This window comes from Celeribacter sp. SCSIO 80788 (assembly GCF_051054295.1).
Classification (GTDB): Bacteria; Pseudomonadota; Alphaproteobacteria; order Rhodobacterales; family Rhodobacteraceae; genus Celeribacter.
This window is the reverse complement of the sequence record NZ_CP150482.1, coordinates 1799888-1825563: the sequence shown is the minus strand read 5'-3', so window position 1 is coordinate 1825563 and position 25676 is coordinate 1799888. Positions and strand designations below refer to the sequence as shown.

The window sequence follows — 25676 nt, the reverse complement described above, 5'->3', positions numbered from 1 at the left end:
CACAGCGGTGTTGGGGTGGCCGAGATATTACGCACCCTTTTCGATCGGAAACCCGGCGCTGACCTGGTGGACCGTGGTCCCGAACAGCAGGATCAGGGCGAGGCGAATATGCGGATCATGTGCAGCACCGATCAATAACCGGATTTTCGAGGCGGTTGGCCTTACAAATGCGCCCGCACCAGATCGCGGGTTGTCGCAAATGCGGCCTCGGCCCCGCCGATGGCCCGGGCCTCATGGGCGGGGCTCAGGTCAATCGCATCAAGCGCGGATTTGACCGCTCTCCAATAGGGCGCGCGGCCCTCGGGCGGCTCTGCCAGATGGCGGGCACCGTGGGTCTCGGACAGGCCCAACTTGCGGGCGTATTTCAACAGAAAGGCCGCGCCCAGATTGGAGCCTTCGACCACATAGAGCCAGCCCAGTGCCTCCGGCAGATCGGCGGTTTCGGTGGCGGGCGCGGTTGTGATTTCGGGCACGGGCATGCCCAGATCGAGCAGGTCCTGCGCCACATCGTTGAGCCGCCCGCGTGCGTTCAATCCGGGAAAATGCGCGGCCAGATCAGCGGAGCGATAGAGCGGGGCGACATGGTGATGCAGCCCATGCTGAACCCGCAAAAAACGTCCGTAATTCTCAAGATTGTCAAACGGCTTTGCCGCCATGATCGACCGATCCAACCGCTCATGCGTCGTGTTGGTCTCAGCGCGAAGACGCGCGGACAGCGGATCGGGAATAGAAGTTTGTGTGTTCATCTCTCACCTTGCGAAAATGGAAAAGGGCGCACCAATTGGCGCGCCCTGAGACGTTAGAATTCCCAAGTCAGACCGGCATAGACGGTGCGACCGGGTGCAGGTGTCGTGGTCAGGCTGAGCGGATCGACATAATAGAGATCCGTTAGGTTCTCGATTCTGGCCGAGGCCGTCAAATCTTCGCTCAGCTTATATTCCGCAAAGACATCAATCACCGTGTAAGGGTTCCATTCCACTTTCGTGATGAAGGGAGAAAGCCCCTGATCCGTGACCTGCCCGTGACCAATGGCGCGGCTTCCGACATGTTCGACACGCCCGCCAAGGGTGAGATCGTCGTTTATGAGCTTTTGCGACATGGTGAGGCTCAGGGTGTATTCGGGCGGAACCTGATTGGTCGCGTAGTCGGCATAAAGCGACTGGCTTTCGCATGTGTCAGCGGTTTGACAGAACTGCACGTCGAGATAGTAATTCGCCGCGAAATCCGCAGTGAAACCACCGCGTTCATAATGTGTGCTCAGTTCAAGCCCCGAGAATTTCGCACGGTCCAGATTGTAGACCCACATGGATTGGTAGGTGTAGCCAAGGTCGCTCACGAAATCAGTGCGATACTGCCGGGCGAGATAATCGGATACATCGGTGTTGAAATAGCCGAATTTAAACATCGCAGTATCGTCAGCCTCGAACAGGCCATGGCGGATAATATTGGTGCCGATTTCCCATGTCCTGGCGCGCTCTGGAAGAAGATCCTCGTTAAACTTGGTCGAAAAGCCAGTCAGGCTTTCAAACAAAGAGGGCATGCGCTGCGTGTTCGAATACGTCACATAAAACCGAGTGTCTTTCCACGGCTCAACCTCAAGCCCGACATTGCCGCCCCAGCCACCGGTTTCAAGTGTTTGTCCGTTGGTTTCCGTACCATTGTTGCTGATAGGCTCGGAGCGGTCTTTACTCCAGAAATGCTGATACCGCAGGCCGCCATTTACAGTGAGCCATTCTGTCGCGTCCCAGTTCGCCTCGGTAAAAATCGCGGCCTCATCGCGTTTGCCGTCTCGTGTCGTGAGACCATCCTGAACAAGATCGGCACCATCGTTAGGCCGCGTGTCCTGATGGAGCAGGGAGAGACCAAAGTTCAGATTAAGATCGCGGCCATGAAAAGTGAGTTGAGAGCTGTTGCTGAGATCGAAACCTGTCATTTCCGTATCGCTGCCCGGACGGAAATCCTCAGGCAGACCGACAGAGACCGGATCGACATAATAGCCAAGCCGCGCGGGATTGCGCAGTTTGAGGTTCGTGTGCCAAAGGTTCGCGGTCAGATCGATCGCACCGTCCTCAGCCGGCATCCAATGGTGTTTGAGGGCAAAGGTTTCGAGTTTCGCCCCAGTGGTTTGTTCCTGCTGGACGGCTTGCGAAGACGTGCTGGTCAACCGTGACGCAAGCCTGTCACCTGCTTCGGTGTCCATGCTCATGTAGCTGAGTTGCGTGGCATGTCCGGTGCCATATTTATAGGTCGCCTTGGCAAGAATGGAGGTGCTCGTCAGCTCCGTATTCAACACTTCTTCGCCATGGCGGTAGTTAGCAAGGCCTTGGTTCACATAATAATTTTCATAGTGCCATCCGTCCAGGCAAACGCCGCTCGAATAACAGAAGGGCGTGTAGCCGAGATCGACAATCTCAGCCGCGCCGTCACCATTCTCACCGGCATGGTAATTGCCGCGTTCACGATGAGCTGCTCCGAACAGAAGTTCGACATTTTCATCTTCATAGGCGACGATCGCACTGCCTGCCCTTTGTGTCGGGGTGAAAATCGAGGGCCGGTCCATGGTGGCGTCGTCTGAACTGACTTCGGATGACACTGGGTTACCCGATCCGGTGGTGAAGCGGTTGGTAATATCATAGCCGGCGGCATCTCCTGCGTTCGGCGTCGATGTATTGCCGCCGACCTCAAGTTTGATCCGTCCACCCCAGTTTTCGCCACTTTTGACGATGTCACGCGTTTCTACCGTCGACATTTCGACGCTGCCCGCGATCCCCCGCGACCCCGCCGCGCCACCTTTGTGGATTTCCGCCCCTGCGATGAAATCCGGATCGACGAAGCTGCGGTTCGAAATCCCCTGATACCCCTGATAGAGCGTCACATTATTTGCCGCACCATCGACAGTCACCTCGACACGGTCCATGCCCTGCATGCCGCGCATATTGACGTCCAGACCATTGCCGGAGTTGCGGGCATCCCCGGACATCACGCCCGGCGTGCCGCGCAACATGTCAGCTGCGTTCGAGCCACGGAACCGCGAGATGTCCTCTTCGTTGATGTAGTTCACACTGCCGGGTTGCTGGTATGAAAGCGTTTTGTCAAAGCCTCCCGAAACGGTAATCGTATCCAACAACAGCGTGCCATCGGGCAGATCGACTGCGGCGGTGTCGTCCGTGGCGTAGACGGTCACCGTGTTCGCATTTGTAAAACGATAGTCCAGCCCGCTGCCGGAGAGCAGGGCGGAAAAAGCGCGGCGTGGGGTGTAAGTGCCATTGAGCGCTGGGCTGCGTTTGCCTGCTACAACCTGCGAGGACAGGATCAGGCGAATGCCACTTTGATCCGCCAGTTGCGTCAAGGCTGAGCCAAGATCTTGCGCCGGGATGGACAGGGTCACTTCCGCGCTTTGCGTTTGGGCATAGGCTATATCGGTCCAGCCGATCTGGGTCACGCTCAGCGCTGCGGTCGTGCAGAGCGCGAGCGCGCGCAGGGTTGGTTTTTTTCGTATCGTGTCGGTCATTGGTCCCCCGCCGATCATCAAGGTCATATTTCGGCTGGGTCACAAGGGCGTCACCTGGCGTGTCATAAGAGGGACGAAACTAGACGCGCCAACTTGCAGTGAGTTTTGAAAAAAATCTTAACTTCTGATCATGCTATATAAAAATCATTTCATATCAGGATGTTCTGATAATAGCCAACAGCGGGATTTTGCTGATCCTGACGGAGAGGGAGGCCTCCAAAGCGTCCAGAATGGCGTCGGGATCGGCCAAATCAAACACGCCTGTGATCTCCATCGCGGCCAATTCATTCTCCAGTACGACGATCCGGCCGCCGCGATAGCGTTCCAGTTCCACGGCAAGGTCGCCAAGCGGTCTGCGGTTGAAGATGAGCTTCCCCCGCCGCCAGGCGCTTGCCTCGGTAAGATCGACGGTTTCGATGTCAGAGAAACGGCCTTCGCGCGTGATCTGAATGCGTTGACCCGCGGCCACATGTCGTGTGCCAGTCTGGCCGGTGACGTCTGCTGCGCCTTTGTGAACGATCAGCCCGACACGTCCATTGCACAGATCGACATCGATCTCACCCTGCGCACAGGTGATCGTGGTCTTGCCCTCCGTGACATGAAATGGCGCAGTATTGTTCTGAGTGATCGTGAAAAATGCCTGTCCGCGCATGAGAGACACGCCCCGTTTACCGTTCTCAAATGCACCGGAAAGTGCGGTGCGTGCATTGAGCAAAGCATCGGTGCCATCCTCAAGCTCGAAGCTCTGACATTCTGCCGTGGCCGTCTGATAATCGGCGAACAGATGTGCGCCGAGAATGCCGAGGCCGTGCATTCCTCCTGCCACAATCATCGCCGCGCCACCGCCAAGAACCGCACGCCGGGTCATCCGGCGGTTGCGCATCTTGCGTCCCCAACTGGCCCCGGCGGTCCCGAGACCGTTCCAGAGATGCTCGGCCTCCTGCGCCGCCGCTTCATGTGCGGGGCTGGTGGCGCGCCATGTCTGCCATTTCTGTGTGTCATGGGGCTCAGCGCTGCCGGAATGTAGCCGGACGATCCAATCAAGAGCCTGATCGCTCAGCTCGGAAGGGGTTCCAGTCATGTTATCTTTGCCGCTGGCGCTCATGGCACTTGCTACCTTTTCTACCGTTTGGCGTGCTGTCTCTGTAGACGGGACGAAATGAAAGCACCGATCTTGCACTGAAAAATGTCTTATTGTGTGTGATGCAGATAATCGCGGCAATGCCGAAGCGCCTGTGCCATATATTTCGCGACCATGCTTTCGGAGACGCCGAGGGCCAGAGCGATTTCACGATGCCCCATGCCGAGACAGCGGTTCATCAAAAGCGCGCGTCGGGGCTTGTCCTTGAGCTTCAAGAGCGCTCTGACCAGTTGTTTCAACTCCTCGCGCGCCAGCATCACCTCTTCTGCTGTAGGCACATCGTCCATCAGCGTGTCGATGTCGATATCCCCAATTGCGGTGCGATCACTGTGCCGTTTTTCCCGACGGATCAGGTCAATGGCGATATTGCCCGCAATGCTCAGCAAATAGCCACGGGGGTTGTTGACAGAGGTGGGGGCGGTTTTAAGGCCTTCGAGCCTGATCCATGTTTCCTGCATCGCTTCATCAGCCAGATCCTGTGACCCCAGACGACCCGCCAGACTTCGCCGCAGGCCGTGCCAATGATCGAGGTAGAAGCGAAAGAGCCGTATCTTGCTATTTTGTTCTGTCATACACAATTGGCCTGAAATTCTGCGACCACCTTTCCGGCCGAATTCTGCTGCATCTAGGCGCCATGCATGCCCACTTGGGGAAGCCTGTCGACGAACCGCCGGGGGCCTTGGGAGATCCATTCGATACAGTCATTCGCGATGTCGCTTGGCCGCAAGTCAAAAGCCCTCCGACGATCCGCGCGGCACGGGAGACCATGTCCCGATGGTGGTTTCGAAACAGCTCAGCGTTCCAGTGATTAATAAAAACAGCCATGACTGACCTTTGCCAATATAACGATTTCGTCTGATGGGCTGACAGTCATGCAACGCCGGGTGGTGGAGCTGACGTGAACTCGGCGATCACATCTACAACGTGATGCCAGAGGCGGCTGCAAGAAATTTAAAGACATATATCATGGAAGAAAAGATACTTTTTGAGTATGAATAGCCCGGTGGGCTGAAGACACCTTCTTCCCAAGTTTGATCGTGTCCCAACAGGTTTGTAGCTCACGATGGACTTCGCAGCGAGAAGCAGGCCGAATTGGTGAGGCGTTTTGGGCAGCAGGCAAACTAAAGCATCATAGTCGTGATGCGATTTGCCGATGGCACCGTCAATATGATATCACCGCTTCGCCTGTCGTACTGATCCCACCAAGACAGCGGCAAGACGAGGCTCCTCAGAAAAATCCCGCCAGATAAGGCCGAAGGAAACCTCTATGTTCAGCACCTTCAGGGGTGTCCACCCATTGCTTCTCAGGGGAAATCAATAGGGTGGGGGAGGGATGACGTGATCACAGAACGGGGCTAATTCTCGCAACTTGTATGTCAATCCGCTTGCGATCTGTGGTAAGTTTTGTTTTATTGCCTAGCGCGAATACGCTCTCCGAGACAGTTTGAAAGGTGCGGAGCACCTGCGAACGATCCAGGGAAATTATACATTTCTCTGACGTCACAGGAGTTGACAATGTCGCAGTTTATGCGTCCCAAAGGACGTGCCCTTTCGCTTGTTGCCAGTACAGGTATACTCGCAACTTTCCCTCTGTCAGCGTTCGCTCAAAGCGAAAGTTCCGAGATCGTCGAACTTGCGCAGATTGTCGTGGAGAGTGAGGCCGAGTTTACTGACAGCAGCGTCCCGGCAGAAGATCTGCAAACCCGGTATTCCGGAAACCCCCAGAATGCACTCGATATGACACCCGGCGTGTCGACCCGACAAAGTTCAAGCCAGCCGGGGATCGAAGTCAATATCCGGGGCATGTCTGGATATGGTCGGGTGAATTCCATGATCGACGGGGTGCCGCAAAGCTTCAAGAATACGGCGGGGCACGAAGCCTCAGGTGGCAATCTTTTGTACATCCAGCCCGAGTTTCTGAGCGCGATCGACATCGAACGTGGTGTTGTGTCAGGTGCCGCAGGTGCCGGGACGCTCACCGGGGCCGCGAATTTCCGGACCATCTCGTTGGAGGACATCCTGCGCGAAGGGGAAACCGAAGGTGGTATGGCCCGCCTGAAGTTTGGGGATAACGGCTATAACTACTCCGGCCTTCTCAGCTATGGGAAACGCTTTGACGGGCTTTGGGGTGGTGACGGCCATATCGATGTGCTCTTGGGCTATGCCTATACGGACGAAGGCGATTATGCCACGGGCGATGGTGGTGAATTGAGTAGCTCCCGGACCTCTGTCAACGCGCCGGAAGGAAAGATCGCCAAGATCGAAATCGCTCCAAATGACACCCACAAACTGAGCTTTGGCGCGCGGTGGTATGGCAATACCTTCGACAATTCGAGCTACACTTGGGATGTCGACAACCAAACTTGGACCGGCGATTACGCCTATACACCCGGCAATGATCTGATCGATCTGAAAATATCGACCTATTACAACAACACAACGCTTTATTACCCCGGCACCAGCGGCTCTTATGCGGGGCGCGAAACCGAAGAAGAGACCTACGGGCTTTCGGTCACCAACAACAGCCGGCTTGCGCTCGCGAATGGCCGTGACTTGACGCTCAATTATGGGCTGAGTTGGACGCGGGATGATTTCCAAACCCATGCCATGCGCGGCGGCAACAATCCCGGTAAGCTCGATAAAGCCAGCCTCTTCGTCGACGGTCAGATCGACTATGGCCGCATGGTTGTGTTCGGCGGTCTGCGCTATGATCATTGGCAGGTGGACGGCTACCGTGCGCCCTATGCCGCGGGCGTTGCGGATTGCCCGGCTAACGGTCCGTCCTGTGGGGATGAATGGGTTAAACGCGATGGTGGGCAGCTTTTGCCAAATATCGGGCTGAGCTACGCAGCGACGCAGGAATGGACTCTTTCTGCAAGCTATGCGCACACTTTCCGCCCACCGACGACGCATGAAATGTTCTATGGGCTTGTGCCCTTCGGAGACGGTGTGGGGACAGGGATGACCAACAATCTCGACCTCGATCCAGAAACCAGCCGCACCGTGGAGTTGAGCGCGGCATTCAACCGCCAAGGTGTTTGGAATTCTGAAGATCGGGCCTGGTTCAAAGCGTCGGTGTTCCGCAGCTGGATCAAGGATTACATCGTCAACGATTTCGTTTCGATCTCCGGTGATCCCTATAGCCGTGCGATGTGGGTCAACACGGATGGCACAACCATCATGCAGGGTATCGAGTTCGAGGGGGGCTATGACACCGGAAAATTCTACGCCAATCTTAGTTTTTCGATCAGCGACACGGACAGTCAACCCGTTGGTAACGGCACGGGCATGGGCAATGGTCTGACCTCCTCGCAGCCCGATCGCACAGCGATGCTTGATGTCGGCTTCAGGGCTTTCGAAGAGACCCTGACTCTTGGGGCGCAGGTGCGCTATGTCGGAGCGACGGCACAGGCGGCCTATGACTGGACGAGCTATCCTGACGGCGCGTATTTGTCGGAAACAGACAGCTACACGCTTGTCGATCTCTACGGCAGCTATGCACTTAACGAAAATACGGAGATGTTCGTTTCTATCGAGAATGTCTTCGATGAATCCTACGGTTATCCGGGTGGCAACGAAGCCGCCTATCAGGAAATGGCGGGTCGCGGACGCACTTTCATTGCTGGTCTGACCACCCGGTTCTGAAAAAAACAAACGGCAATCCTGTGCGGGGGCGTTTGTATGGGGGCAGAGGGGCGCCTTTGGGCGGCCCTCTTGGAGGTCACCGAAAAGGGGGAAGCGCTGTGTCACATCGCATGAAATTGGTGCGGGAAACGCCGCTTAAGCAAAATGAGGTAGAACCTTTTGGTCCACGGGATTTGGCTCGGCGCATTTTACGCACAACACGTCAAATTTCATTGGCGACCTTGGATCGCAACAAGGGCTTTCCCTATAGCGCTGTCACGAATCTCTCGGTTGAACCCGATGGGGGTATTGTCTTTTACGGAGCCGCGATAAGCCATCATGCCCGTAACATTATGGCCGACCCTCGAGTGTCTGTCACTTTGAGCCAAAGTGAGGGGCGCGACGTGTTGCGGGACCGGCGTATGACGTTGATCGGGACTGCACACAGGCTTGATGGCATCGCGTTTGAACGGGCCCGAAATCGTTACAGACGTAAATTTTTCCGCTCTTCGAAATATCTCGATCTGGCAGACAGCTGTATGTTCAAACTCAATGTTGAGGCCATTCACCTCAACGGCGGCCCCGCGCGCTACTCGGACAGTCTGTCTGCCGAAGATCTGAGCGTCGATCTGCGTGGAGCCGAAGCATTGCTTGAGCAAGAAGAAACCTTGATCGCTCACCTTGAGAGCTTCCCAAGCAAGATCAAAATGTTGACCGCGGACCTCAACGGGGTGCGAGGGCGTTGGCATGTTGCCACGATTGATCCTGAGGGTATTGATTTGGCGTCTGAAACGGAGTTTCATCGCCTAAGCTTCTCTCAGCGGGTTACGACACCTGCGAAGCTCTTGGGTCTTTTGTCATAACATTTACCGAACACCGGCACTGACCGCAGGATGTTGTCACGTTAAAGCGTTTTGCTTTTTGTCTGAGACTTAAGCATGTGCTTAAGGCCATCCTCAAGCCCCTTTGGTCAGGCCAAGATGCCCGGTCGAAATGGGAGCCAATTCAGTGAGAGGCTATCTGCCGTTCAGTTCATCAGGCGGCGCGCTACTCTTCCATCTGTTGAGTAAGCTTTACAAGCGTACCAGCGTGGTCATCACCACGAACTTCAGCTTCTCCGAATGGCCCAGGTCTTCGGTGATGCCAAGATGACCACAGCCCTGCTGGATCGGCTCACACACCGCTGGCACATCCTCGAAACCGGCAATGACAGCTACCGCTATAAAGCCAGCTCAGACACCGCGAAGAAAAAGAGAAAGGAGACGCCGGCATTGACCACAACATGACCGCTGAGACATAAACAAGGGGTGGGTTAGTTATCGGTGAAAATACCGGGTCACTTCTCAACAGAAATCAACATAGCTTAATTTACGCCAGATACTGTCCAACGGATGGGGAGCAGCTCAGGTTTTTACTCCACTATTGACAGATGGCCCTTTGCTAGGGCGGGGGGAGATACTTGAAGCCCCGAAGCGGTTAGCTGATCTGTACGAGCTTGTCCCTTCCAAAATTTCAAAAAACCGTTAGACCTGTCCGTAACTTCGTGAAATCTGGAAGAAGAATGAGCCGCGTGACCAAATCCACATCCGCCCCCCAACGCAGGACACAGGCCGAACGATCGCAGGAAACGCGGAACAAAGTGTGTGATGCCACCATTCAGGCGCTGGTCGAATACGGTTATGAGCAAATTTCGACCACGTTGATCGCGCAAAAGGCGCAGGTTTCGCGCGGCGCTCTGACGCACCAGTTCCCGACTCGCAACGACATGCTCGTTGCGGCTTTCGAGAACCTCGTCAACCAGTGGCGCGAGGGCTATCCTTTCGGGCTGGACCCCGAGACGACACGTCTGACGGTCGATGAGCTGATTGACGGGATGTGGACCAATATTTTCTCGGATGGTCGCTATATCGCGGCGATGGAACTGATGCTGGCGGCGCGACAGAATAACGAGTTGGGGCATGCCCTGCGCGATATTCTGGTGACCTGGATCCGTAAACGCGACAGCATTACGGTGCGCCTCGTGGGCGGGGATAGCGACGATGTCGAGGCGGATTTGAAAATCCAGTTGCACCTTGCCGTCCTGCGCGGAATCGCCATGCACCAGAGCTTTGATTCCGATCCGCAGACCGCCAAGAAGCTGATTGATTTGTGGAAAAAGATGGCGCGGAACGCCTGATTTCGGCGGGCAAGTTGAATTTTCTTGACCTTTTGCCTGCAAATTAATCGCACTAAAAACACATTTTTTTCAATGCATTGAAGTCGCATTTTGCGGGTTTTCAAGTTTTTTGCTGCGGTGTGCTTCTTTTTTGATGGGTTTTAGGTTGATTTACGAACAGAGCTGATTGCATCATGCGGACAATCCTGTTCGCAAGTTGCTGTGTCGGTCTGCCGGCGGGGGAAAGCGCCTGTCACTGGGCATCAATAGGGAAAAGTATTCATGAGCATTAAAGTTCGTCTCGGCGCCGCAGTCGCGATTGTATGTACGGCTGCGCCCGTCTTCGCCACCAACTGGGATCTCTCCAGCGAGTATCCCGCAGGTTCTTTGCAGGGGCAGACCGCAGATTTCTTTGCCTCTGCTGTGGCCGAGAAAACCGGCGGTGAGGTCGAGATCACCGTGCATCACGGTGCAGCCCTCGGGTATAAAAGCGTTGATAACTTCGATGCGGTCGCCGATGGCGCCCTGCAGGCGGCCTCTTCGGCCTTCGTTTTCTGGACCGGAATCGACCCGATCTTCCAACTTTCCTCGCTGCCGTTCCTCGCACCCACCGGCGACGATGTGCATGACCTTTATGAACTGGCCCGTCCCGCCTACGAGAAAGTGTTGGAAGACAACAACCAGATTCTGCTTCTGGCAACGCCCTGGCCTTCGTCGGGTCTTTGGGGCAACAAGCCGTTTACCTCTTCCGCTGATATCGACGGGGTGAAGGTGCGGACCTATGATGTTGCCTCGACCGAGACCATGAAGAACGCGGGGGCCTTCCCGATCCAGATCTCCTGGGCGGATGTTCCAGCGCAGCTTTCGACCAATGCCATCGACGCGGTGCTGACCTCACCGAATGGCGGTGTCGGTGTACAGATGTGGGAATTGCAGTCGGATTTCACGAATGTGAACTACGCCTCTTCCCTGCAAGGTATTCACCTGAACCTGGATGCTTGGGACGATCTGGACGAGGATCAGCAAGCCGCCGTGAAGGAAGCCGCGCAAGAGGCTGAAGAGTTCGGCTGGAACCTGTTGAATGAGGCAACTGCGAAAGATTTCGAGACCATGCGCGCCAATGGCATGACGGTTACCGAAGAGATTCCTGCCGAATTTTCCGCAGCCCTGACCGCGGCGGCGCAGCCCTTTATCGACACTTGGGTAGAAGAAACCGGCGAGCGTGCGCAATCCATCATGGATGCCTACGCGGCACGCTGATTCCTTCCCCGACTGGCGCGGGCGGTCATCCCCGCCTGCCCGCGCCGCCTTTACTTGTTTGTCAGGAGCACTCCACATGACCCGTTTTTATGCTGGCGTTTATGCCATCTCGCGCCTGGCGGCTGTGATCGCTGCCTGTGCGCTGGTCTATATGGTGGGTCATATCGCCTACGAAATCGTGCTGCGGAGTGTCTTTTCCACTTCGACCTTTGTGCTGGATGAATTCGTCGGCTACGGGATCAGCGTCTGCGTGATCTGGTCGCTGGGCTATGTTCTGGAACATGGCGATCTGATCCGCGTCGGGTTGGTGCTCGACCGTCTGCCGCAGCGGGCGCAGGAGCTTATGACCGCAGGTGCGGCTCTGGTCGCCTGTGCCATGTCGGCGGGGCTGGCATGGATGTTCTGGATTCGCGTGGCGCGGGCGTGGTCACGGGGGACGGTCTCTTCCTCTGTCGCCGCCGTGCCGACATGGATCCCGGAAAGCGCCATGATGGTGGGGCTGATCCTGTTCTCGCTGGCCGCCCTGTCGCACGGGTTGCGCCATATCACCCGTCATCCCTCACCCGCGCCGCATGTGCCGCTGGCCACGCCGGTTGAATAACCCGCCGCTTTCCTCAGGAGAAATATAATGGACACCCTGCTGACAGCGGCAATGACGCTGGCCTTTCTTCTATTGTTCCTCGGCCTTGGTGCCTGGGTTTTCATCTCGCTCGCCCTTGTGGCCACCTCGGCGCTGTTCTTTCTGCACGGGATGGACCTGTCGCGGATCGGCTCTATCGCGGCGGGGATCATCTACCGCTATTCCACAAGCTGGGAGCTTTCGGCCATCCCGATGTTTATCTGGATGGGGGAAATCATCTTTCGCACGGATATTTCAGCGCGTCTGTTCCGTGGCCTCTCGCCCTTTGTCGATTACATTCCGGGGCGGTTGCTGCATACCAATGTGCTGGGTTGCACGCTCTTTGCTGCCGTGTCGGGGTCTTCGCCGGCGACCACGGCAACGGTGGGGCGGATCACCACGCGCGAACTCGGTGCACGCGGCTATGACGACAAGCTGTCCCTTGGCTCGCTGGCAGGCGCGGGGAGTCTCGGGCTTTTGATCCCTCCCTCCATCGTGATGATCGTCTATGGCATCCTCGCCGAGCAGTCGATTTCGCGCCTGTTTGCCGCCGGTATCCTGCCGGGGTTGATGATCACCGCGCTTTATTCGGGCTACATCATGGTCCGTACAAAGCTGAACCCCGCGCTGGTGCCTGCCGAACGCGAGCCGCGCCGCGCGATGGATTTCCTCCGCGCTCTGCGGGACCTGTTGCCGCTGGTGGTTCTGATGACCATCGTGCTTGGCTCGATCTACACCGGTATCGCCACCCCATCCGAGGCGGCTGCCGTTGGCGTGATTGCGGCCATCGTGATCACCGTGGTCACGGGCCAGTTCACCCTTGCGCTGATCCGTGACACGCTGATGGGAGCCTTGCGGACCTCGACTATGGTCTGTTCGATCCTGATCACCGCCGCTTTTATGTCGACCGCGATCGGCTATCTGCATATCCCCGCTGACGTGGCCGACGGGATCGCCTCGCTCAACCTGCCGCCCTGGGGGCTTTTGGTGGTGCTCTCGCTCTTCTATCTCGGGCTGGGGTTCTTCCTTGATGGTACCTCGATCGTGGTGATGAGCCTGCCGATTTCCCTGCCTTTGGCGCTGCAGGCGGGCTTCGATCCGATCTGGTTCGGTGTCTACCTCGTGCTGATGGTGGAAATGGCGCAGGTCACCCCGCCGGTCGGGTTCAATCTCTTCGTTCTGCAAGGCATTTCGGGGCGTTCCATCAGCTATGTCGCCCGTGCCGCCGCGCCCTTCTTTGTGCTGATGCTGCTGGGGGTGGCTCTGTTAGCCGCGTTCCCGCAGATCGCCCTTTGGCTTCCCAACGTTTTCTATGGATAAAATGATGGCACCCTCTGTCTATCTCTCTGCGCTGCTTTCGGCCCAGAGACAGCTCAACCAGCCCCATACCCTCTTCAAGGCTGTTCAGGATACCTGCGAGACGCGTTTCGGCTTTCGCTTCCTGACCATTTTGCGGAACCTGCCGGGGACCGGAAACGTCATGCGGATGCATAGCTCCGAGGCGGATTATCCCATCGGTGCGCTCAAACCGATGGGCGTGACGGAGTGGGGCAAGATCGTGCTCGACGCGGGGCAATGCTGGCTTGGCAATTCCGCCGAAGAGATCCGCTGGGCCTTCCCTGATGCCGAGTTGATCCTCTCCAAGGGCTGCGAGGCCTGTGCCTGTGCGCCTGTGCTCTGGGCAGGGCGCTGTGTCGGAGTGCTGTCGCTGAACGCCGCGCGGGATGCCTATCCCCCCGAAGATATGGCCGAAATGGCCCTTGTGGCGCAGACCCTTGCGCCGGCGCTGATTTGATCCCCGAAAGGACTGAAAAGATGACGAGTTTGTTGATCAAGAATGCCTGCATTGTCGATGGGACGTTGCCTGAGCCGACTGCGCCGCAGCAGATTGCGATCGAGGACGGGCGTATTCGCGAAGTGGCCCCCGAGGTCGCTTTCGACGCCGATGAAACCCTCGATCTGGGCGGTTTGACCGTGATGCCGGGGCTTATCGACTGTCACGTACATACCATTGCAACCACGGCCAACCTCGGTCAGAACGCGGCTTTGCCGTCCTCGCTGGTAGCGGCGAAATCCTCGAAGATCATGAAAGACATGCTGATGCGCGGCTTCACCACCGTGCGTGATCTCGGCGGCGCCGACCGCGGGCTGCAACAGGCGGTGGAGCAGGGCTATTTCACCGGCCCGCGTCTGGTGATCTGTGGCAAGGCGCTGTCGCAAACGGGGGGGCATACGGATTACCGTGGGCCCTATGACAACCGCGATGTGAGCTGGTACGCGCAGGCGCTCGGCACCTTGGGCCGGATTTGCGATGGTAAGCCCGAGCTGATGCGGGCGGCGCGGCAGGAGCTTAAAGGCGGGGCGCAGTTCCTCAAGGTTATGGCCGATGGCGGTGTCTCTTCGCCTTCCGATCCGGTCGGTTATCTTGTTTTCTCGGTCGAAGAACTGACGGCCTTGGTCGAGATCGCCAATGGGTTTGGCACCTATGTTTCGGCCCACCTCTATGACGATGCGGCCATCGTGCGGGCGCTTGATTGCGGCATCACCTGTATCGAGCACGGCAACCTGATCGGCGATGCGACGATTGAGCGGGTTGCCCGCGAAGGGGCCTTTGTGGTGCCGACAAACATCACCTACGACCTGCTGGCGCGGCGTGGCGAGGAATTCGGCTTGCCGCCTGAATCCGTGGCGAAGGTCGCCGATGTACGCGAAGCGGGGCTGGAGCGGGTGGTCAAACTGCACGAAGCGGGTGTGACCATGGGCTATGGCTCGGACCTGTTGGGCGGCATGCACAGCGAGCAATCGGGCGAATTCCCCCTGCGCGGTCGCTATATCCCCGCCGATGCGGTGATCCGCTCTGCCACGGTCGATGCGGCCAAGGTGCTGCGGATGGAAGGCGAGGTCGGCACAATCGTGGCAGGAGCCTATGCCGACCTGATCGCGGTGGAGGGCAATCCGCTCGAAAACCTCGATCTGCTGACGGGGCAGGGGGCGCATATGCCCCTGATCATGCAGGGCGGACGTGCCATCAAGAAGGCCGCTACCCTCTGAGTTATCATAATAAAATCAATCAGCGGACCGCCTCTGTGGTCCGTGCCCAACAGTGGAGACCCCAATGAAAAAAGTCCTGACCACTACGCTTCTGAGTGGCCTGCTTGCCGCACCCGTTATGGCGGGTGATTTCATCGCCAACACCTTTTACGACGCCCAGCACCCGCTGGCGAAATATGGCTACACCGAATGGGCGGAGATCGTGAAAGACCTTTCTGGCGGTGATCTCAATCCGCAGGTCTTTACCGGCACCGTTCTGCTGGCCCCGCGCGCTGCCCTTCAGGGCATTCGCGACAATGTTGTGCAGGTCGGCCATCACGCGGCGATCTACACGCCTTCCGATCTGCCAGTTGCCAATGCGGTACAGGAATTGGGCTTCAACTACTCCGATCCTCTGGTGGCAATCTTTGCCGTGGCCGATTTTTCGATGCACAATGCGACACAACTGGCCGAATGGCAGGATCAGGGTGTTGTATACCTCGGGGCCTATGCCACGCCGCCCTATATCCTGATGTGCGCCGATCCTGTGCGCAATCTGGCGGAACTTAAAGGCAAACGCATCCGCACCGCAGGTTCGGCGGTATCGGCATGGGTCGAAGAGGCGGGGGGCGTGCCTGTCAATGTGCCGTCGTCCGAAATGTATACGGGGCTGGAACGCGGCACGCTGGATTGCGCCACCAACGCGGCCAACGACCTTGTCGACCGCTCCCTGCTGGAAGTGGCCGAACACACCACACTTTTGCCGACGGGGATGTACTGGTCGGGTCCGAACTGGGGTTATAACCCCGAATTCTGGTCGGGGCTGAGTGCCGACGAGCGCAAGGTTCTGATGGAAGCTTCCGCCCGTTCCATGGCGCGCACGATCATCAACTATTCGGCACAGGCAGAGGCCTCTTTGACAACCGCGCAGGAAAAGGGCGGGCATGTCTATGAGCCCGAAGCCGATCTTATGGCTTCCGTCGAAGAGTTTCGGGCTCAAACGCTGGCGAATGTCTATGACAAGGCCGAGGCGGACTATGGTTTGACCAATGCCCATGAGGTCATCGACGCTTTCACTGCGACCATGGCGAAATGGGATGGGCTGCTGGCCGCTGTGGACCGCAACGACGAAGATGCCCTGACCGCGCTGGCTCTGTCGGAAATCTATGGCGACATTGATCCGGCGACCTACGGCGTCAAATAAGTCACAGGCGAAAATGCAGGGGCTGTCGCGGCCCCTGCACATCCCGATATGCACGAGGTGTTGCAATGCAGACGCTGGTTCGCCGGATCAACGGGGCCATCATGGTGCTGGCCTGTCTGGTCATGGTTTTGATGATGGCCCACATTACACTGGATGTGGCCTTGCGGTTTTTTTTTGACGGCCGCCTGATCGGGACGCTGGAAGTCGTTTCCTATTACTACATGGTCGCCATCGTCTTTCTCTCGCTGGGTTTTGTGGAATTGCGCGGCGAGCACATTCGGGTGGACCTCTTTGCGCAGATGATGCCTCGTGGTGTGCAACTGGCGCTCTATGTTCTGGCCTGTGCCCTCGGTCTGGTCTTTTTCGGCCTGCTGTTCTGGCAATCCGCACAGGATGCGATCAGCGCCACATCGCGAGGCGAAGAAGCCATGAGCAATTTCACCTTCTACATCTGGCCCGCGCGTTGGGCTTTGCCTTTGGGCTTTGCGGGCATCTGGCTCGCGATCCTGTCGAACCTGTTGAAATCTTTGGTGCAACGGCATGCGTTGTAACCCGGAAGGGCATTTGGGATGAGCAATCTTGATATCGGTATTATCGGCACCGTTGTGGCCCTCGTTCTGATCGCGCTGCGGGTGCCGATCGGGCTCTCTCTGGGCCTCGTCTCCATCGTCGGGATTTCCCAGATGTTCAATATGAACGTTGCCTGGGGAATGATCTCGGCTACGCCTTTCGACTATGTCGGGCAATGGGAGCTGTCGGCGGCACCGATGTTCCTGCTGATGGGGTTCCTGTGTTCCTCAACGGATATGACGCGCGGGTTGTTCCTGTCGCTGAGGCTCTATCTGGCGCGCCTTCCCGGGGGACTGGCAATCACTTCGGTCGGGGCCTGCGCCTTTTTCGCGGCCGCCTCGGGATCCTCTGTCGCCACCGCCTCGGCCATGTCGCGCATGGCGGTGCCGGAGATGCTCGAACAGGGCTATGATCGCGGTCTTGCCACGGGGACGATTGCCGCCTCTGGCACACTTGGTTCGCTGATCCCGCCATCGGTTCTGCTGATCCTCTACGGGGTCTATGCGCAGGTTTCGGTCGGGCAGCTTTTCATGGCCGGTTTCATCCCCGGTATCCTGTCGGCGCTGATCTATATGGCGATGATCATCGTCCGTGTGAAACTCAATCCGTCGCTGGCCGGAGAGACACCGCCGCCGCCGACCGACGCAGAACGCCGCGAAGCCCTGCGCGATGTCTGGCCCTTGCCGACCCTCATCCTTCTGGTACTCGGCGGCATTTTCAGCGGGGCCTTCTCGCCCACCGAAGCGGGGGCACTCGGGGCCTTTTTCGCGGCGATCATCGCTGCCTTGAGGGGCAAGTTGACCCGCAGCGCGGTGCGTGAGGCGGTCACACAGGCGGCGGTTTCCACGGGATCCATTTTCATCATCCTGATCGGTTCCCTGTTCTTTACGCGCTTCCTTGCCCTCTCGGGCCTGCCGACGGCTTTTTCCAACGCCATTCTGTCGGTGAGCAGCGAGACGTGGTGGGTGCTCTTTGCTGTAGCTGTGATCTATCTCGTGCTCGGGATGCTGATCGATTCGATCGGCTTGCTTTTGCTTACCCTGCCGATCCTCGTCCCTCTGGTGCAGGCCACCGGAATCGATGCGATCTGGTTCGGCATCATCATCGTGAAACTACTGGAGATTGGTCTGGTCACGCCGCCGATCGGGCTGAATGTCTATATGATCAACGGGGCGCTGAACAATGCGGTGACCTTGCCGGAGATTTTCAAAGGCATCTGGTGGTTCCTGCTGATGGATCTTCTGACGTTGATGATCCTTATCCTGTTTCCGGTGCTCACGCTCTGGTTGCCGTCACTCGCCTATTAGGCGCGCATTGCGGAGAATGCGTAGCGGACACGGACAGTAGGACCGCCCATTGTGTGGCAGGAACTTGCCCTGATTGGAAGCACGCATTTCTCCCTGTGCTGGAGCTATTCGGGAAAAATGAGCGCGGCATGGCGCAACGGCTACAACTCTGCTTCATGACGCCATCTTTCTATGTTGTTGAAGAGAATAGGTTTTGCTGATCCGGGTGCGATGCCGCGGGGTGTTTCGGGTTTTTCTGTGCTCGTTTCTTGAGGTGTTGTGCCACTGTCTTTGACAGTTCCGCGTGCTCGAAGACCCATGGCCCGTCGGCAAGCGGATGGTCCGCCTCGATTTCACCTGTTTCAGCTGTCAAGCGCAACGTTTTGGAAGCCACCCCGAGCAGCTTGGCTGCGCTGTCCGCGGCGGCGCTTTGGCAGGCGTATTTCCGCATGGGCACCACCAGCCCAATGCACCAGCAAAACGATCTCCGAGGCATCGCCATCAATATCTGCCACCACTTCCCGGATCACCGTGCGAACGGTGCGCTTCTTGAGTCTGGCATCGGTTTCCGGCGCGAACCAGACGCGTTCGAGATTGGCCCCCAAGGTGGCCAGATCTTCTGCGGACAATGCTGTCCTGTTTGGATTGGCCGTGTCGTCATGGTGCGCGATCTTGGTCTCTATCTCCTGGACCCGCTGAAGCGCGTGCTCAATGGCATCATCGCCCCGCAAGTCGCCGACGGAGATACAGCGCGCTTCGCCGTTGTCCAGAAGGCCGCGCCAGCAGGAGTAACGCGGGATGTCATGCTTCTTGCCGGTGTAGCGAACCGTCAGCTTGCGGCCGCAGCGTCGGCAGCGCAGCAGTCCGGAAAGAAGACCATGATGCTGGCTTTGAGGGACGTTGTTGCTGACCATTTTACGGATCGCCTCTGCCCGCTCCCAACTCACATAGCCTTCATGCGCGCCCGGCTTCAATGTAAGCCATTCCTCGCGGTCTTTCCTGCGAACGGTCGATGTCGCGAACCCTAGCGATGCCTGGGTTTTGCCATAGGTATAAGCCCCACCATAGGCCGGATTGACAATCATGCGATGGATGGTGGCCTAGGTCGGTGCCAGACCACCTCACCCTGTTTGCGTAAACTGAGCGGGTCGAGCTCGTATTCGTTCAGGCTGCCCTTCAGGTCCAAAAGCAGCCGGTCATTGCCATCGTGCGGCGCATATACCGTTTCCTGATCAATCAGCACTGTATCTACGACACGGCACATCTCGATGAAATGCTGCCAGTCCCGGCTGTCGCGTGCAAAGCGGGAGACTTCACGCGCGGCGACGGCTCCGACCTTGCCGAGACAAACATCGGCTATCATCGGGTCAAAGCCTTTCCGCGCAACACCCCCGGCGGCAGACCTGCCGAGGTCGTCATTCACGGTCTCGATCCGGCGCCAGCCCAAATCCGAAAGCCGCTCCCGCATGGCATGGCATATTGCAGGGCGCGGCTTTCCCGGTTGTGCAGGACCTGGTGGGCCGATGACTGGCGGACATAAAGGATCGCCTTACGTTCCAAATGCTAAGGTCCGACCTTCTTATGCTTCATGTGCACTCTCCCCGTCCGCCGCGCCGACGTGGTCTGCAATCAGGTGTGCCATTATCCACCGCCGTGGCCCGTGGCGCAGTCTGGGCGCCGTGGAATACGCCACTCTGGAATGGGGCGACTGGTTCAACGATCGCGTTGACGCAATGCATCACCCCTCGAACCGATCGGAAACATCCCGCCAGCGGAAGCAGAGGCAAACTTCTACGCAGCTCTGGAAACTGAAACCATGGCCGCATAATCTAAACCAAACAGCCTCCGACAAACCCGACGCGGTTCATATGTTCATAGTCCGACCCACGTTTTAAGACGGACTCAAGACAAGAAATCATCGATTCAGACGGATGCCGCCATCAGACAGCGCACACGATGTGCAGCGCCGGTTTCCACGCGGATTTCCGGGATGTTTCCCTCCCGGCAAGCGGCCTCTGCCAAAGCGCAGCGCGGAGCGAAGGGGCATCCTTTATCCCGGTCGAGCGGATCGGCGGCCCCCGCACCAAGTGCGAGATCGGGCAGCCCGGCGGCGGGATCCGGGGCCAAGGTCGCGCCCAGAAGCGCGCGGCTATAGGGATGCGCCGGGTGGGTGAACAAGCCGTCTACCCCGGCCTCTTCGACCTTTTGTCCGAGATACATCACCGCGACACGGTCGGCGAGATGTTCGACCACGGACAGGTCATGGCTGACGAAGACCATGGTCAGGCCGAACTCCCGGCGCAATTCCAGCAACAGATTGATCACTTGGGCCTGCACCGAGACATCAAGCGCGGAGGTCGGCTCATCGCAGATCAGCACTTTCGGGCGCGAAATCAATGCCCGTGCAATGGCGACACGCTGGCGTTGGCCGCCGGACAATTCCGAAGGGTAGCTGTCGGCGAGTCGCGCGGGAAAGCCTACGCGATTGAGCATGTCGGACACGGCATGCCTGACTTCGGCCCGTCCTGTCCCCTGAAGACGCAAAGGTTGGCCGACCAGATCGGAAATGGTGCGCGTCGGGTTGAGAGAACTGTAAGGGTCTTGAAACACCGGCTGAATCAGACGCACACGCTCTTTCAAAGGGATCTGCCGTATGTCACGCCCTGACAGGCGTACCGCCCCTTCGTCGGCACTCAACAACCCCAGCATGATGTTCACCGCCGTCGATTTCCCACAGCCGCTTTCCCCGACGAGGCCAAGCGTTTGCCCCTCCTCAAGGCGCAGCGACAGACCGTCGAGCGCGGTGAGCGTGGCGGCGGGTTTGAACATCCCCTGAGAGACGCTGTAGCGTTTCGAGATGTCGATCAGTTCGAGGGCAGGGGCAGAGGCGTGGGCAGGGATGGCGCGGCTCATTGCGGGCGCTCCTCAGACTGGATGGATTGCGCCATGGCGCGCATCGGCAGATGGCATTCGACGCGGTGCTCGGAGAGGTCATGGCAGGGTGGCGAGACCGTCGTGCAAACGGCCTCGGCTCGGGCACATCGGCTGGCGAAGGCACAGCCCGTTTGTGGGCCTATCAACCCCGGAACACGTCCCGGAATGGCCGGAAGCGGCGTGCCGCGCGGGGTGCGCCCGGGCACCGGGATCGCCGCCATAAGACCGGCAGTATAAGGGTGCTCGGAGGCACCGAAGACAGTCGCGGCGCGACCTTCTTCGACAATGCGCCCGGCATACATCACCGCCACCCGGTCAGCGATCGCAGCTACGACACCCAGATCATGGGTGATCAGCAACAGCCCAAGCCCCAGATCGTGCTGCAACTCAGCCAGGAGCCGCAGGATCTGGGCCTGAATGGTTACATCGAGCGCGGTGGTCGGCTCATCGGCGATGAGAAAGCGCGGGCGGCTCATTAGGGCCATGGCAATCATCAGCCGCTGCCGCTGGCCGCCAGAGAACTGATGCGGATATTGTGCCAATCTTTGTGCGGCCCGCGCGATGCCGACGCGGTCGAGCAATTCGACGGCACGCGCCTCTGCGGCTTTGCGGCTCAGACCCTCGGTCTGACGCACACCTTCTGTCAGTTGTCGCCCGATCGGCAAGGTTGGGTTGAGCGAGGTCATCGGATCCTGAAAGATCATCGATAACCCGCGCCCACGCAGTTTGGCCCAGGCCTTTTGCGGTTTTCCCGCCATCTCGTGACCGAGAATGTCGAACCGGTCGGTTTCGATCTGGGCTCCTTTCGGCGACAGGCCCATGATGCTCATCGCGGTCATGGACTTGCCACAGCCGCTTTCGCCGACAAGGCAGAGGGTTTCGCCTTCAGACAGATTCAGGTCCACGCCCCGAACGGCATTGAGTGCGCCATTCGGTGTTGCCAAGGAAAGGCGCAGGTTGCGCAGGGTCAAAAGCTCTTTTGTCATTTCGCCCGTCCTCCGGTCACGTCGCGCAGCCCGTCGCCCAAAAGGTTCACCGCCAGCACCAGCGCACAAAGCGCGCCGCCGGGCAGGGCAATCAGCCAGGGATCGAACAGGATATTGTCGCGTCCTTCGGCGATCATCAGACCCCAAGACGGCGTCGGCGCGCGAACGCCAAGTCCGAGGAAAGAAAGCGCCGCCTCGAGCAAGATGACATTTGCCACTTCAAGCGTCACCACGACGATCAAGGCGGAGCGCATGTTGGGCAGGAGTTCGAGAAACAGGATGCGGAACTGACTGGCGCCAATGGCACGCAGGCCCTTGATGAAATCGCGCGAGCGCAGGCTTTGCGCTGCCGCGCGCGACACCACGGCGAACCGGTCCCAGAGCAAAAGTCCCAGAACGGTGATCAAGGTCTTGAGCGAGGCCCCGGCAAAGGCCACGGCCGCCAGTGCCACAAGTACGATAGGAAGCGACAGTCGGGTGGTGATGAGAAAGCTGATGACCATATCGGTCAGCCCGCCGAAATACCCGGCGATCAGGCCGAGCGAAATTCCGATCACACCCGAGATCACGATGACACCGAGCCCGACGCCAAGCGAGACCCGCGCGCCGTAGATCAGCCGCGACAGGTAATCGCGCCCGAGATGGTCCGTGCCCAGAAGGTGTTCGGGCACGGAGCGGTCTTGCCAGAAGGGGGGCAGGAAGCGCTGGGTCAGATCCTGAGCATAGGGATCGTGCGGAGCGAGCATCGGGGCGAAAAGCGCGACGGCGATCATCAGGATCAGAACGGCGCCACCGATCATCAGCCCGGAATTGCCGAGCGCGCGGCGCAGGGGAATGGACAGGGTCATGAGCGACCTCCGCGAATGCGTGGATCGAGCCACGCGTTGACCAGATCCCCGAGCGTGGTGAGGATCACATAGATGAGCGAGAGAATGAGAATGATCGCTTGGACCACCGGCATGTCGGCGCGCAAAAGCGACTCCCATGCCAGCCGTCCGAGACCATTGAGGGCAAAGACGCTTTCGATCACGATGGACCCGGAAAGCAATACGCCCAGTTGCACGGCGGCCAACGACACCAGAGGCAGGATGGCATTGCGGAGCGCATGGCCCGCAATCACGCGCCAGACCGGCAGGCCCTTGGCATAGGCGGTGCGGATGTAATCGGCGCGCAACACGTCGATCATGCCGGAGCGCGTGATCCGCATCATTGCGGGCATGGCGGAATAGGCAAGCACCAGAACCGGCAAGATATAGCCCTGCCATTCGTCTGTGCCAGAGATCGGTACCCAGCCATACCACACGCCAAACACCACGATGGCCATGAGGCCGAGCCAGAAACTCGGCACCGCCTGTCCGGTGACCGCGAGCAAAAGGGCCAGACGGTCGATCAGACCGTTGGGCTTAAGCGCAGCGAGAATACCCAAGGGCAGGGCGACCAGAAGCGCCACGACGAAGGACAGCCCCCCGAGTTTGAGCGTCACGGGAATCCGTGCGCCGATGATTTCCGTCACCGGGATGTGGAAATAGATGCTCTGCCCGAAATCGCCGGTCAGAACGTTTCCGATCCAGTCGAGATACTGGATCAGAAAGGGCCGGTCGAACCCATAAGCGATGCGCACGGCTTCGGCATCCTTGGCGCTACCGCCTGCGCCGGCGATGGCGATGGCGGGGTCGCCGACGAGGAACATCAGGCCGAAGCTGAGCAGGGAAACGGCGAGGCAGACACAGAGTGCCACCACAAGGCGTTTCATGAGATAGAGGAACATGTCGGTCTCCTGCGGGGCTGGGTGGAGGCCGGTGACCGGCCCCCACAGTTCGCTGCGCCAGAGGCGGTTATTTCCAGGAGGCTTCCCAGAACCGGGCGAATTCGTCCGGGTAGGGCGTGAAATTCAGGTCCGGGGAGAGACCGTAATTCACGTTGAAGCTGTACATCGGCATGACATAGGCCTCATCCGCGATTTTGCCGAGAGCCTCGGCGTAGACCGTCTGACGCTCCGCCGGATCGGTCGAGGTATCGCCGGTGGTGAGCCAGTCGACCAACTCCGGGTCTTTCACAAGATCGTCCGCACCGCCGCCGAAGAAGTTCGACAGCAGGAAGGCCACATCGCCAACCCCGTAGCTGCCCCAGTTGGAGAAGAAGGTCGGCACCTGTTCCTCGCGCCATTTGCCAACACCTGCCGCGTATTGCAGTTCGTCAAGTTGCAGCGTGATGCCCACTTTTGCGAGGTCGGCTGCAATGGCTTCGGCCACCGGGCGCGGCATGGCGGCAAACACCATCGAAAGCGTAAAGCCGTCACCATAGCCCGCCTCGGCAAGCAACGCCTTGGCTTTTTCCGGATCGTAGTCGTACTGGGTCACCTCATCCGTGCAACCGAACTGTGCCGGGTTGCAAAAACTTTTGAGCACTTCGGACGCGCCACCTGCGAACGCCTTGGTGATCGCATCGCGATTGACCGCGTGCTGGATTGCCTGACGCACCTTGGGGTCGGCGACCGGAGTCTCGCCGCCAAGTGCCGAAGCGGCGATGTTGACATAGGAAATCCGCATGATCGGCGCAGAAATGATCTGGGCGCGGCTTTCGAGTTTTTCGGCCTGATCCGGCGGGATGCGCCAGATCCAGTCGAGATCGCCCTTCATCAGCTCGGCATATTGCGTGTTCATCTCGGGAACCGTACGCACCACAATCTTGTCGATGGTCGCGCCAGCTTTCGGGCTTCCTGCATAGTGGTCTTCGAAGCGTTCAAGCACATAGCGCACGCCCGGCTCCTGTTCGACAAGGCGATACGGCCCGGTGCCGACCGGATTGCGCGCCATGCCTTCGGAGCCCACCTCGGCAAAATACTCATGCGGGTAGATCGACAGAGCATCAGCGAGCATCTCATAAGCGCCTGCAAAGGGTTTCGCCATATGGATGCGAACGGTGAAATTATCGACCTTTTCAACATGGTCGATCCAGTCGACAGAAATCGCATAACGCGTACCGTATTCCGGCGTGATGACAGTGTTGAGTGTTTCGACCACATCGTCGGCGGTAAAAGCCGCGCCGTTGTGGAATGTGACGCCCTGACGGAGCTTGAACTCCATCACGCCATCTTCCGGCTGGCTCCAGCTTTCTGCCAGCGCCGGGAGGAATTCGCCGGTGTTCAGGTCCTTGTAGATCAACCCGTCATAGACGTGGCGGGCAAGGATCAGGCCCTGACGGCCCGCGATCTTGTAAGTGTCGAGCGGTTCGGGTTCGGCGGCGAAAGCCACGTTGAGCGTGTTATCGGCTTTGCCAGCCATTGCCGGGGCGGTGAGCAAAGCTGCGCACACGCTGGACAACAAAAGTTGTGTCATCGTTTTTTTCATAGGGTC

General features: G+C 58.4%; 22 protein-coding genes and 2 pseudogenes. 13 read left to right on the top strand and 11 right to left on the bottom strand.

What is annotated here, in order from left to right:
* Positions 1 to 161: 161 nt before the first annotated feature.
* The 4 genes from V1471_RS09170 to V1471_RS09155 all read right to left on the bottom strand — a co-directional run bounded on the left by V1471_RS09170 (position 162) and on the right by V1471_RS09155 (position 5224).
* Positions 162 to 746, bottom strand: coding sequence for a biliverdin-producing heme oxygenase (locus V1471_RS09170; protein WP_434288187.1), 585 nt, complete (start codon positions 744 to 746; stop codon positions 162 to 164).
* 53 nt (positions 747 to 799) lie between these two features.
* A complete protein-coding gene (locus tag V1471_RS09165) occupies positions 800 to 3511 on the bottom strand; it encodes a TonB-dependent receptor domain-containing protein (protein ID WP_434288185.1) in 2712 nt (903 codons plus the stop codon).
* A gap of 154 nt (positions 3512 to 3665) precedes the next feature.
* Entirely contained in the window at positions 3666 to 4592 is a 927-nt protein-coding gene (locus V1471_RS09160) for a FecR family protein (RefSeq protein WP_434288183.1), read from the bottom strand.
* A gap of 110 nt (positions 4593 to 4702) precedes the next feature.
* On the bottom strand, positions 4703 to 5224 hold the full coding sequence (locus V1471_RS09155; protein ID WP_434288181.1) for an RNA polymerase sigma factor: 522 nt from the start codon (positions 5222 to 5224) through the stop codon (positions 4703 to 4705).
* 943 nt (positions 5225 to 6167) lie between these two features.
* On the opposite strand from V1471_RS09155, the gene V1471_RS09150 reads away from it, so the two are divergent.
* The 12 genes and pseudogenes from V1471_RS09150 (at position 6168) to V1471_RS09095 (ending at position 18421) form a co-directional block, all read left to right on the top strand.
* Positions 6168 to 8297, top strand: coding sequence for a TonB-dependent receptor domain-containing protein (locus V1471_RS09150; protein ID WP_434288179.1), 2130 nt, complete (start codon positions 6168 to 6170; stop codon positions 8295 to 8297).
* A 98-nt stretch (positions 8298 to 8395) separates the two neighbouring features.
* Positions 8396 to 9139: a HugZ family protein gene (locus tag V1471_RS09145; protein ID WP_434288178.1), complete on the top strand. Its 744-nt coding sequence runs from the start codon at positions 8396 to 8398 to the stop codon at positions 9137 to 9139.
* Between the two features lie 151 nt (positions 9140 to 9290).
* Positions 9291 to 9562, top strand: a pseudogene (locus tag V1471_RS09140) (ATP-binding protein); the annotation flags it as partial.
* 275 nt (positions 9563 to 9837) lie between these two features.
* The gene (locus tag V1471_RS09135; RefSeq protein WP_434288176.1) at positions 9838 to 10452 is read left to right on the top strand and encodes a TetR/AcrR family transcriptional regulator; all 615 of its coding nucleotides are present in this window, start codon (positions 9838 to 9840) and stop codon (positions 10450 to 10452) included.
* 261 nt (positions 10453 to 10713) lie between these two features.
* A complete protein-coding gene (locus V1471_RS09130; RefSeq protein ID WP_434288174.1) occupies positions 10714 to 11691 on the top strand; it encodes a TRAP transporter substrate-binding protein in 978 nt (325 codons plus the stop codon).
* A 76-nt stretch (positions 11692 to 11767) separates the two neighbouring features.
* Positions 11768 to 12292 carry a TRAP transporter small permease subunit gene (locus V1471_RS09125; RefSeq protein ID WP_434288172.1) on the top strand — a complete coding sequence of 175 codons (525 nt, stop codon included), beginning with the start codon at positions 11768 to 11770 and terminating at the stop codon, positions 12290 to 12292.
* A gap of 27 nt (positions 12293 to 12319) precedes the next feature.
* The gene (locus tag V1471_RS09120) at positions 12320 to 13630 is read left to right on the top strand and encodes a TRAP transporter large permease (protein ID WP_434288170.1); all 1311 of its coding nucleotides are present in this window, start codon (positions 12320 to 12322) and stop codon (positions 13628 to 13630) included.
* 4 nt (positions 13631 to 13634) lie between these two features.
* Positions 13635 to 14105, top strand: a complete 471-nt coding sequence (locus tag V1471_RS09115) for a GAF domain-containing protein (RefSeq protein ID WP_434288168.1) — start codon at positions 13635 to 13637, stop codon at positions 14103 to 14105.
* A gap of 20 nt (positions 14106 to 14125) precedes the next feature.
* Complete coding sequence (locus tag V1471_RS09110; RefSeq protein ID WP_434288166.1) at positions 14126 to 15361, top strand: amidohydrolase family protein; 1236 nt, start codon at positions 14126 to 14128, stop codon at positions 15359 to 15361.
* Between the two features lie 64 nt (positions 15362 to 15425).
* The gene (locus tag V1471_RS09105) at positions 15426 to 16544 is read left to right on the top strand and encodes a C4-dicarboxylate TRAP transporter substrate-binding protein (RefSeq protein ID WP_434288164.1); all 1119 of its coding nucleotides are present in this window, start codon (positions 15426 to 15428) and stop codon (positions 16542 to 16544) included.
* Positions 16545 to 16609: 65 nt separating this feature from the next.
* The gene (locus V1471_RS09100) at positions 16610 to 17095 is read left to right on the top strand and encodes a TRAP transporter small permease subunit (RefSeq protein WP_434288162.1); all 486 of its coding nucleotides are present in this window, start codon (positions 16610 to 16612) and stop codon (positions 17093 to 17095) included.
* 18 nt (positions 17096 to 17113) lie between these two features.
* Positions 17114 to 18421: a TRAP transporter large permease gene (locus tag V1471_RS09095; protein WP_434288161.1), complete on the top strand. Its 1308-nt coding sequence runs from the start codon at positions 17114 to 17116 to the stop codon at positions 18419 to 18421.
* Between the two features lie 341 nt (positions 18422 to 18762).
* Here the strand turns inward: V1471_RS09095 and V1471_RS09090 are convergent, their stop codons facing one another.
* Positions 18763 to 19485 (bottom strand): recombinase zinc beta ribbon domain-containing protein, encoded by a 723-nt coding sequence (locus V1471_RS09090; RefSeq protein WP_434288159.1) that lies wholly within the window; start codon positions 19483 to 19485, stop codon positions 18763 to 18765.
* Positions 19482 to 19823: a recombinase family protein gene (locus V1471_RS09085; RefSeq protein WP_434288157.1), complete on the bottom strand. Its 342-nt coding sequence runs from the start codon at positions 19821 to 19823 to the stop codon at positions 19482 to 19484. Before V1471_RS09085 ends, V1471_RS09090 begins: the two co-directional genes overlap by 4 nt.
* Positions 19824 to 20031: 208 nt before the next feature.
* Between V1471_RS09085 and V1471_RS09080 the strand changes: the two are divergent.
* Positions 20032 to 20228 (top strand): annotated as a pseudogene (locus V1471_RS09080) (IS3 family transposase); the annotation flags it as partial.
* Positions 20229 to 20323: 95 nt separating this feature from the next.
* Here V1471_RS09080 and V1471_RS09075 read toward each other — a convergent pair.
* The 5 genes from V1471_RS09075 to V1471_RS09055 all read right to left on the bottom strand — a co-directional run bounded on the left by V1471_RS09075 (position 20324) and on the right by V1471_RS09055 (position 25670).
* The gene (locus V1471_RS09075) at positions 20324 to 21313 is read right to left on the bottom strand and encodes an oligopeptide/dipeptide ABC transporter ATP-binding protein (RefSeq protein WP_434288156.1); all 990 of its coding nucleotides are present in this window, start codon (positions 21311 to 21313) and stop codon (positions 20324 to 20326) included.
* The gene (locus V1471_RS09070; RefSeq protein ID WP_434288155.1) at positions 21310 to 22320 is read right to left on the bottom strand and encodes an ABC transporter ATP-binding protein; all 1011 of its coding nucleotides are present in this window, start codon (positions 22318 to 22320) and stop codon (positions 21310 to 21312) included. Before V1471_RS09070 ends, V1471_RS09075 begins: the two co-directional genes overlap by 4 nt.
* Positions 22317 to 23168 carry an ABC transporter permease gene (locus V1471_RS09065; protein ID WP_434288153.1) on the bottom strand — a complete coding sequence of 284 codons (852 nt, stop codon included), beginning with the start codon at positions 23166 to 23168 and terminating at the stop codon, positions 22317 to 22319. The genes V1471_RS09070 and V1471_RS09065 overlap by 4 nt, the downstream gene beginning before the upstream one ends.
* A complete protein-coding gene (locus tag V1471_RS09060; protein ID WP_434288151.1) occupies positions 23165 to 24088 on the bottom strand; it encodes an ABC transporter permease in 924 nt (307 codons plus the stop codon). Before V1471_RS09060 ends, V1471_RS09065 begins: the two co-directional genes overlap by 4 nt.
* Before the next feature lie 67 nt (positions 24089 to 24155).
* Complete coding sequence (locus V1471_RS09055; RefSeq protein ID WP_434288149.1) at positions 24156 to 25670, bottom strand: ABC transporter substrate-binding protein; 1515 nt, start codon at positions 25668 to 25670, stop codon at positions 24156 to 24158.
* Between the last annotated feature and the right edge of the window lie 6 nt (positions 25671 to 25676).